General features: G+C 71.0%; 5 protein-coding genes. All 5 read right to left on the reverse strand.

From position 1 onward, the window contains the following. Nucleotides 1–20 precede the first annotated feature (20 nt). Nucleotides 21–1,697 carry an Hsp70 family protein gene (locus tag AC08OJ_RS17060; RefSeq protein WP_476596241.1) on the reverse strand — a complete coding sequence of 559 codons (1,677 nt, stop codon included), beginning with the start codon at nucleotides 1,695–1,697 and terminating at the stop codon, nucleotides 21–23. Then, a complete protein-coding gene (locus tag AC08OJ_RS17065) occupies nucleotides 1,694–3,862 on the reverse strand; it encodes a dynamin family protein (RefSeq protein WP_476596242.1) in 2,169 nt (722 codons plus the stop codon). The genes AC08OJ_RS17060 and AC08OJ_RS17065 overlap by 4 nt, the downstream gene beginning before the upstream one ends. Continuing rightward, complete coding sequence (locus AC08OJ_RS17070; RefSeq protein WP_476594453.1) at nucleotides 3,859–4,518, reverse strand: hypothetical protein; 660 nt, start codon at nucleotides 4,516–4,518, stop codon at nucleotides 3,859–3,861. Before AC08OJ_RS17070 ends, AC08OJ_RS17065 begins: the two co-directional genes overlap by 4 nt. Nucleotides 4,519–4,555: 37 nt before the next feature. Continuing rightward, complete coding sequence (locus AC08OJ_RS17075) at nucleotides 4,556–5,446, reverse strand: hypothetical protein (protein WP_476596243.1); 891 nt, start codon at nucleotides 5,444–5,446, stop codon at nucleotides 4,556–4,558. A gap of 193 nt (nucleotides 5,447–5,639) precedes the next feature. Continuing rightward, nucleotides 5,640–7,437, reverse strand: a 1,798-nt coding sequence (locus AC08OJ_RS17080) for a serine/threonine-protein kinase (RefSeq protein ID WP_476596244.1), incomplete at its 5' end; no start/stop codon positions are given.

Below are 7,437 nucleotides of genomic sequence, written 5' to 3' on the forward strand. Positions count from 1 at the left end.
AGATCAAATGATCAACTTATTTAATGACGATCCCTTACGGTCACCTTCAGACTGCCGGGACTTTGGAACATCGAAACTTTCATGTCAATCGATCTGGCCACCAGACACGGCATCAGTACATGCTCGTCCATGAGACTCACCCGAAAATACTGGGCGGCATAGTTCTTCAGTTCCGAACAACATTTTGACGCCAATGCGTACGTTACATTTTCCGCCACCACCATCGCCAGCGTGATAGCCGTGGTCTCGCTGATCCTGGCGGTCGGCCTTCTGAATCTCTGCACGGTGGACGGAAAATGGTAGACGACAGCCCGTGTGCCGGCGAGAAGAGTCTCCATGCGGATGTTCCTGCGCTGTTCGGCGCGGCGGACGACCTCGTCGACGTACTGCTGCGGGGTCCATGTAGCGGCCCGATCCGCGGCCTGTCGGGCGTGCTGGTCTGGCTGGGAGACAGGCCGGCTCTGCTGCTGCGGGAGCTGCTGCGGCGAGCCGACTGGTGTTGGCGGGGTGGGAGACGGTTCGGCCGGGGAGGGTGAGGCTGGACGCCGTGCGGACGAAGGCAGCGGGTCGGGGTGCTTGCTCTCCCAGGCGAGGCGGCGGGCAGCGGCGACCGCGCCGAGGGCGACCGCCATGTCCGGGTCGTCTACCTGGACGACCGGGCGCCCGGTGTGTCGCTGGATGTGCTCGGTGACGGTCGGCAGCCGGCAGCTTCCGCCGGCGGGCACCACGGCCACGATCTGGTCCCAGCTCAGCTCGGCGGTGGCGCGGATCAGGTCGCACTCGGCCAGGGTCCGGTCGATCAGCGGGCCTACGGCCTCGGCCAGCTGACCGCGGGTGAGGGTGAACGGCTCCGGCGGGTCGAGGACGGTGAGAAACTGGTAGGCCTCTGGCTGGGTGGCGAGCGTGCACTTCAGCCGTTCGCAGTCCTCCCGCAGCAGGATGCGGCGGCGCAGCACGTCCTCGTCGTCGGGGTCCCCGTCCAGCACCTTCACGCTCTGCGGCAGGCGTTCCCGGACGAGCCTCAGGATCGCCCGGTCGAAGGCGCCGCCGCCCACGTCCGGCAGCCCGCCGACGCGGCCGAGCGTGGTGTACTCGCCGCCGTTACCCCGCGCGCCGCTTTGGACGATCGCCGCGTCGAACGTCCCGCCGCCCAGGTCGTAGACCAGCACCGGCAGCCCGGTCTCGGAGAGGCGGGTGCTGCTCAGGGCGTGCAGCGCTGCCGCGGACGGCTCCGTGACGAGCTTGGTGCGGGCCGGGTCGAATCCAGCGACCTTGGCGGTGCGGCGCATCAGGTCGCGTCTGGCCCGCTGCCAGCTCGCCGGGACGGTGATGACCACCTGCTCCGGCTCGCCCTCGCCGGCGATGCGTTCCTCAGCGCAGGTGCGTAGGAATCGCAGGACCTCGGCGGCGAGATCGTGCGGCTGCAGGACACGGGCGCCCAGCATGCTGGGGATGTCCATGCCAAACTCGCGTTTGAACTCGGCGCGGTAGTACTGCTGCCGCTGGTGCTCCGCGGCCGCTCCCACCGCCAGGCTGCCGTCCGGCCGGCCGCAGACCGAGGTACGGAACGAGGTCTGGCCGTAGGACGAGGACGGGTCACGGATGGTGAGCACGGAGCCGTCTGGCCGGCCGATGACGACGGCGGAGTTCCAGGTGCCGAAGTCGATGCCCAGCACCAGGCCGGGAGCGACCGTCATCGGACGGCCAGCGCGTCGACGCGGTCGAGCAGGTGCTGGCCGACGGCCAGCCGGTCAATCAGCACGGCGCGGCGCTCGTCGCGGGCCTGCCCGGTGGCGGCGTGACTCTCCCGCAACCTGCGCCGGGTCGCGCCAAGCGCGTCCAGCTCGGCACCCAGCAGGTCGGCGAACTGCTGCTCCACCCGAAGCCGGGCATGGGCGGCACCTACGTCGAAGGTCTCCAGGGCGCTCCTGGTGGCCGTCACGATCTGGTCGTGCAGGCTGCGCCGCAGCTCCTGGACGGCGCGGGTGGAGACGGCGCGGCGCTGGTCGAGCTGCGTCCTGACATCCTGGAAGGCGTCCTGGAAGGCGGTGCCCAGCTCGATCACCGTGTTCAGGGACTGGAACGGGCCGCCGGAGGATGACGACTCCGCCCCGAAGGAGCTGACCGGCCCGCCGAAAGCCGTGGCCATGCCGCGGCCCATCACGAACCTGACCAGCAGGGAGGCGATCTGGGCCGGCGGCGTGTTCCGGGTGACCGCACCAGCGACTATCTTCATACGCTCACGCAGTGTCACCCGCTGTTCGCGGGCCGCCCGGACGATCTCGTCGGTGTCGGGCACCGGGATGTCGGCTGCGTCCACCAGACTCCCGGCCTCGATGCCAAGGGTGTCCGCGTTGGTCGGTGGGAGATGCCTGGAGCCGTCGACGGAACCGCCGGCCGGGCTGGCCGTGCCGGTGTGGGCGGCCAGCGTCTCGTAGGCGTCCCGGGCGATGACAGCGACAGCGCGCCGAGCCTGGTCGGCCGCGGTGGCGAGGGTGCGGGTGCACTCGACGGCGGCCGCCCGGAGCCGTTCGATCTCCGCGGCCGGGTCGGGGCCGGCGCCGGCCGCAGTGGCACCCGGTTCGGCGCCATCCGCCGCGGCGAAACCGGTCGGAGCGATGCCGGCCAGGGCGAGGGCCTGCGCCGCCGTCGCGAAGTCGGCCGCCAAGGCATCCCGGACCGGGGGGATCCGCTCGGCCCAGATCGCCTCCAGCACGCTGTGCCAGAACGCCTCCGCGGCGGTCAGGTGCCGCAGGCGTTCCTCAGCCTGGTCGAGGTCGGCGGTGGCCCGCTGCCAGGGCGCATCGTCGTCCATGATCTGCAGCTCGTCGCGAAGCGTGGCCTGGGCCGCGGCAAGCGCGCCCAGCAGGCCGTCGAGGGCGCGGTCGAGCCGCGCGGCCTCGGTACGCGCGCCGACGCCCTCCCACAGAGCCTCTTCCAGCTCGGAGAACCCGGATCTGGTGTCCGGTCCCGGGTCCGGCATTCCGGACCCCAGCTCCTCCAGGTACTCCAGCCGGCGGTAGGTCGACACAGGAAACACGGGGCTCTCCGACCCGTGCTCCCCGGCTAGGCCTGCGATCTTGGTGCGGGTGTCCCGGACAACGATCTGCGGGTCCCGGACCTTGTCGGTTTTCGTCACCACGGTGAGGACGGTGTCGCAGGCCTCCAGCGCCTCCCGCAGAAACCGCAGCTCGCCAGTGGTGAGCGGCTCCACCGCGTCCACCACGAAGACGAGCACGTCGGCCCGGCCGAGGTGGCTGCGGGTGATCGCACTGTGGGCCGGGTCCAGGCTGCCGATGCCAGGCGTGTCGACGATCACGATGCCGGAGCGGAGCCGCTCCACAGGTGCCTCGATCCGCACACCCGCCACCCGCCGCCGGTTGCCGGGGTTGCCCTGCTCGACGACATGTTCCGGGAGCTGGTCCACCCCGATCTCGACCTCGGTCTCGGCGCCTTGCCCACCCGTGCCACCGCCACCAGCAGCGGGTTCCCGGCGGCGCACCCAGGCACGGTCGGCGGGCCCCCAGGCAAGCGCGGAGACCACACACGTCGCCACGTCGACGTCGGACGGGAACAGGTCCGGCCGGCCGACCAGGCTGGACTTGCCGCGTTTGAACTCGCCGCAGACGACCACGTGCCGCCGGTCGGACGCCAGCCGCTCGTAGTCCTCCCGCAGCCGCCGCCGCACGCCCGCCCCGACGAGATCGGCGGTGGCCACCTCGACCTCGTCGGACAGCTCCAGTACCGCGCGCCGGACCGTGTCGAGTCCGGAGCTCCTCGCGGCCTCGGTTCCTTCCCTGCTCTCCGGGGACTTCTCGACAGCCCTGGGAATCCCAGGCATCGGCAGGCTGGTTTCGGTCATGCCGGTGCTCCCGTGTCGATCACTGCGGTCGTCGCGGCGGCCTCGGCCTCGGGATGGCCGAACACGGTCACCTGCTGCGGCCGCAGCAGGTCGTCACGCCAGCGGTAGCCGGGGCGGATGGTCGCCGCGATGTGCCCGGTGAGGTCACGCCCGGCGGTGTCCGGGGCCGGGCGCCGGTTCAACACCTCGTGCCGCCGCGGGTCGGCCGGGCCCTCGTCCCGGACAGGATGCACCTCGCAGACCGGCAGCAGATCGGCGAGGGACTGGCGCACCCACGCCAGCGCGGCCGGGTCCAGCGGCGCGGAGCCGACCTGCCCGACCAGCACGTCCAGCCGGTCCAGCACGTCGATGACCCGCAGGGCCACCGGATGCGGCTCCTGCGCGCCAGGCTCTGCGAACCCGTCCCCGTCCCCGGGACGGGAGACGACCCCGACGGGAGCCGCGGCGCCGGGAGTCGCGGCGCCGCTCCGGGCCGAAGCGGTCTGATCGAGGTGCCGGTTGCCGGCCCTGACGAGCGCATCGATCTGGCGGGCCAGGGCGTCGAGTTGGCGCGTGAGCGCGACCAGCCGGTCGACCACCCAGGACGGAACGCCGTCGGTGTCGTGGCCACTCTCCGGCCCGCGCCGCCGTGCCAGCCCGCGCAGCAGGCCGGTCATCGCGAGCCCCCCGCCGGTGCTGTCCTGATGGACCCCTTCATCGTTTCCCCGTCTCCTCGTTTTCCGCCATCTCCGAGTCGTCCGCCGTCTCGCCGTCGGCGTGTTCGTCGTAGGCGAGCAGAGCCCGCGCACGGGCGATCAGGTCGGCCGCGTCGGCCGCGCGTTGCCGCAGCCGGCTGTAGCAGCCCAGCAGGGTGCGGGCCGCGCCCTGGGTCGCCGCGTCCAGGGTCGGGTCGGCCTGCCGGCGCGCCCACACCTGGACGCGCCGTTCCGCGGCGGCGACCAGCTCCGCCGGGGTGGCCGCGGCGGGCAGGCCAAGCCGGTCGGCGCAGCCCCGGCCGTGCTCGCCGGTCACCCGGAGCACCTCCTCGGCCTCCGCCGCCGTCAGGTCGAGATCGCCCCGGTAATGCGCGGCCAGCAGATCGAGCTCGTGGAAAGCCGGCTCCTCGGCACGGGCCCGTTCCAGTTCCTCCGCCAGATCCTCGACCATCTCCGGCACCAGCCGGCCGGCCCGCACGACCCTGGTCCGGGTGCGGACGAGCACCGCGTCGACGTCACGCAGCCCGCCGTCCATCCTGATCAGATCTGCCCGGTTACCGAAGTGCCCAGTCAGGACGCGACGCAGCTGCGCCACCCCGCTGTCCCGCACAAGCTGGGCGCGCAGGGCCTCGGGGCCCAGCCCATCGCGCAGATACCGGGCTGCGAGCAGCACGCCCCAGCCGCCCAGCCGGCCGTGCACACACTGCCGCGCCTGCTGGGGGACATCGATCCCGGGGCAGCTCGGGGCGGTGAACCGGTCGGCGTCGGCCAGACCACCCGCCGCACCACCGCGAACAGGTCCGCCAGCTCGTCGGACGCCCCGCCGTCCGGACCTGGGTTGCCGGTCGACCAGTCGGTTGAACACGTCACTGTCGACAGCGCCGCTCACGGGATCCGCCACACCGCTCACCGGCCGCCACCAGACCTGATCAAGCACTGGACACGGTCGACAGCCTGGCCGCGCCAACGGGACCCGGCACAGCCCGCGGCCCCCAGGTCTGTGCGGAGAACGCGGCGCAGGGCGGGTGCCTGGCTGCTCTGCCCCGCGTTCCAGTCGACCGACGACGGCTGGTGTGCCATGGTCAGCACGCGCCGCGGATGAGGCATGCGTGCTCTTTCCACCACGTGAGGACGACTCCCGGAACCAGATTCTCGTGAATCGCGACGATGCGCTCGGCATCGAAGGACCAGTTGATCTGGAAGAGGCCACCGGGCAGTAGGCCGCAGACTCTACGACCGACCGAGTTTCCCCCGACCTGCGCGTACCACCATCCATTCACTGCCTGGTTGCATTCCGCATGAGCGGCAAGCGACCGCGTGGCGACCGTCAGATACTCCAGCAGGTGAGAGTCCCGGAGATACCGGAGGAACTGCACCCGAAAGTAGCCCGCGGTCGTCTTACAGCTTATTGCTGCCCAGGCGTTCCACGGCTCTCCTTCCAGATTTGTCCGGGCCTCGCAGGTGCCCAGATCTATCTGGTACGGGTCGAGCATATTGTAGATTTCCCGGTGACGGGCCTGAAGGGACGCGGGCAGCGTAGGCGTCGTCGCCTGGCTTCGGGGAGAGACGGTGACGCTGACCGACTGGCGGCGGTGGTTCGGCTGGTCGGACTCCCCGGCGGTGGCAATGATAGCGAGGGCGACCGCGGGAATCGCGGCGAGCAGCAGAACAGCGACGAGCACCCAGCGGACCCGGCGAGACCGAGACCTGGCCGGTCTGCCCCTGTTCTCCGTCGGCTTCTTCGACTTCCTCTGCTTCCCGGACCGCGGCCAAGCGGTAGATGCCGTGGCGCCCGGTTGGCCATCCGCTGACGGATCCCAGCCCTGTGCCCAGGGGCGGACGGTGGCGAGCTGATCGGGCTCCGCCAGAGCGTCGGAGCCATGATCGGCGGTGGCTGTGTGATCCGCGGCTGTCTGGGTCCGAGGGGAGCGCGCGGGCGCGGCGAAGGCCGGCTGTGGCATCTCGGCCGGCCCTGTCGTCGATGGTTGCGCGGGTTCCTGCGCGGACGGAGCAGGCGGAGCCGGAGACGCGGGATGCGTCGCCGCCGATGCGGGGCTTCGTTCCGTGGCCTCGCGCAGGTCGTCGGCGAGCCGGACAGTGAAGCCCGAGCGACCGACCCAGCCCGGGCCGAGGGTCTCGGTGACCGCATGCGCGAGGTCGAGAGCGAACGAGTGGGCGTCCTGGTGGCGCTGCCCCGGGTCCTTCGCCAGGGCACGCATCACGACCTCGGCCACCATGGGCGGCACACCGGCCGGCGGGTCGGGAGGCGTGTTCAGATGCTGCAGGTAAAGAGCCGGCAACGACAGCTGCTGGAACGGCGGCGCCCCGGTGAACAGCTCATAGAGAACGATTCCCAGGGCGTAGATGTCGGTGGCAGGGCCCAGACGGCCGCCGGAGATCTGCTCGGGTGCCATGTACTTCGGGGTGCCGACGACAGCGCTGGCGGTCGCGGCCGTCCCCGCGAAGATCTTCGCGATACCGAAATCGGTGACCTTCAGCGTGTCGGCGACATCAAAGAGAATATTGTCCATCTTGACGTCACGATGCAGCACCCCCTTGGCGTGGGCAAACGAGAGCGCCTCGGCGACGGCCAGCCCGACCGCGCAGCTCTGCTCCGGGAGCATTCCTTTCCGCCGACGGGTGAGAGTCCCGCCGGCGAGCAGCTCCATGATTATCAGGCAGAGCCCGTCGTCCTCGACATAGTCATAGACCCGGACGACATGCGGATGGTCGATGCCCGCGAGTAGCCGTGCCTCGGACTCAAAACTCTCCTGGGCCTCCTCGCCACTGGCGGCAAGTACCTTGATCGCGACCGCGCGGTCCAGGCGACGGTGCCGCCCGGCGATCACCAGGCCGAAGGTGCCGGTTCCGAGCAATGCC

The sequence above is a fragment of the Frankia sp. CgKIO3 genome (assembly GCF_977946435.1).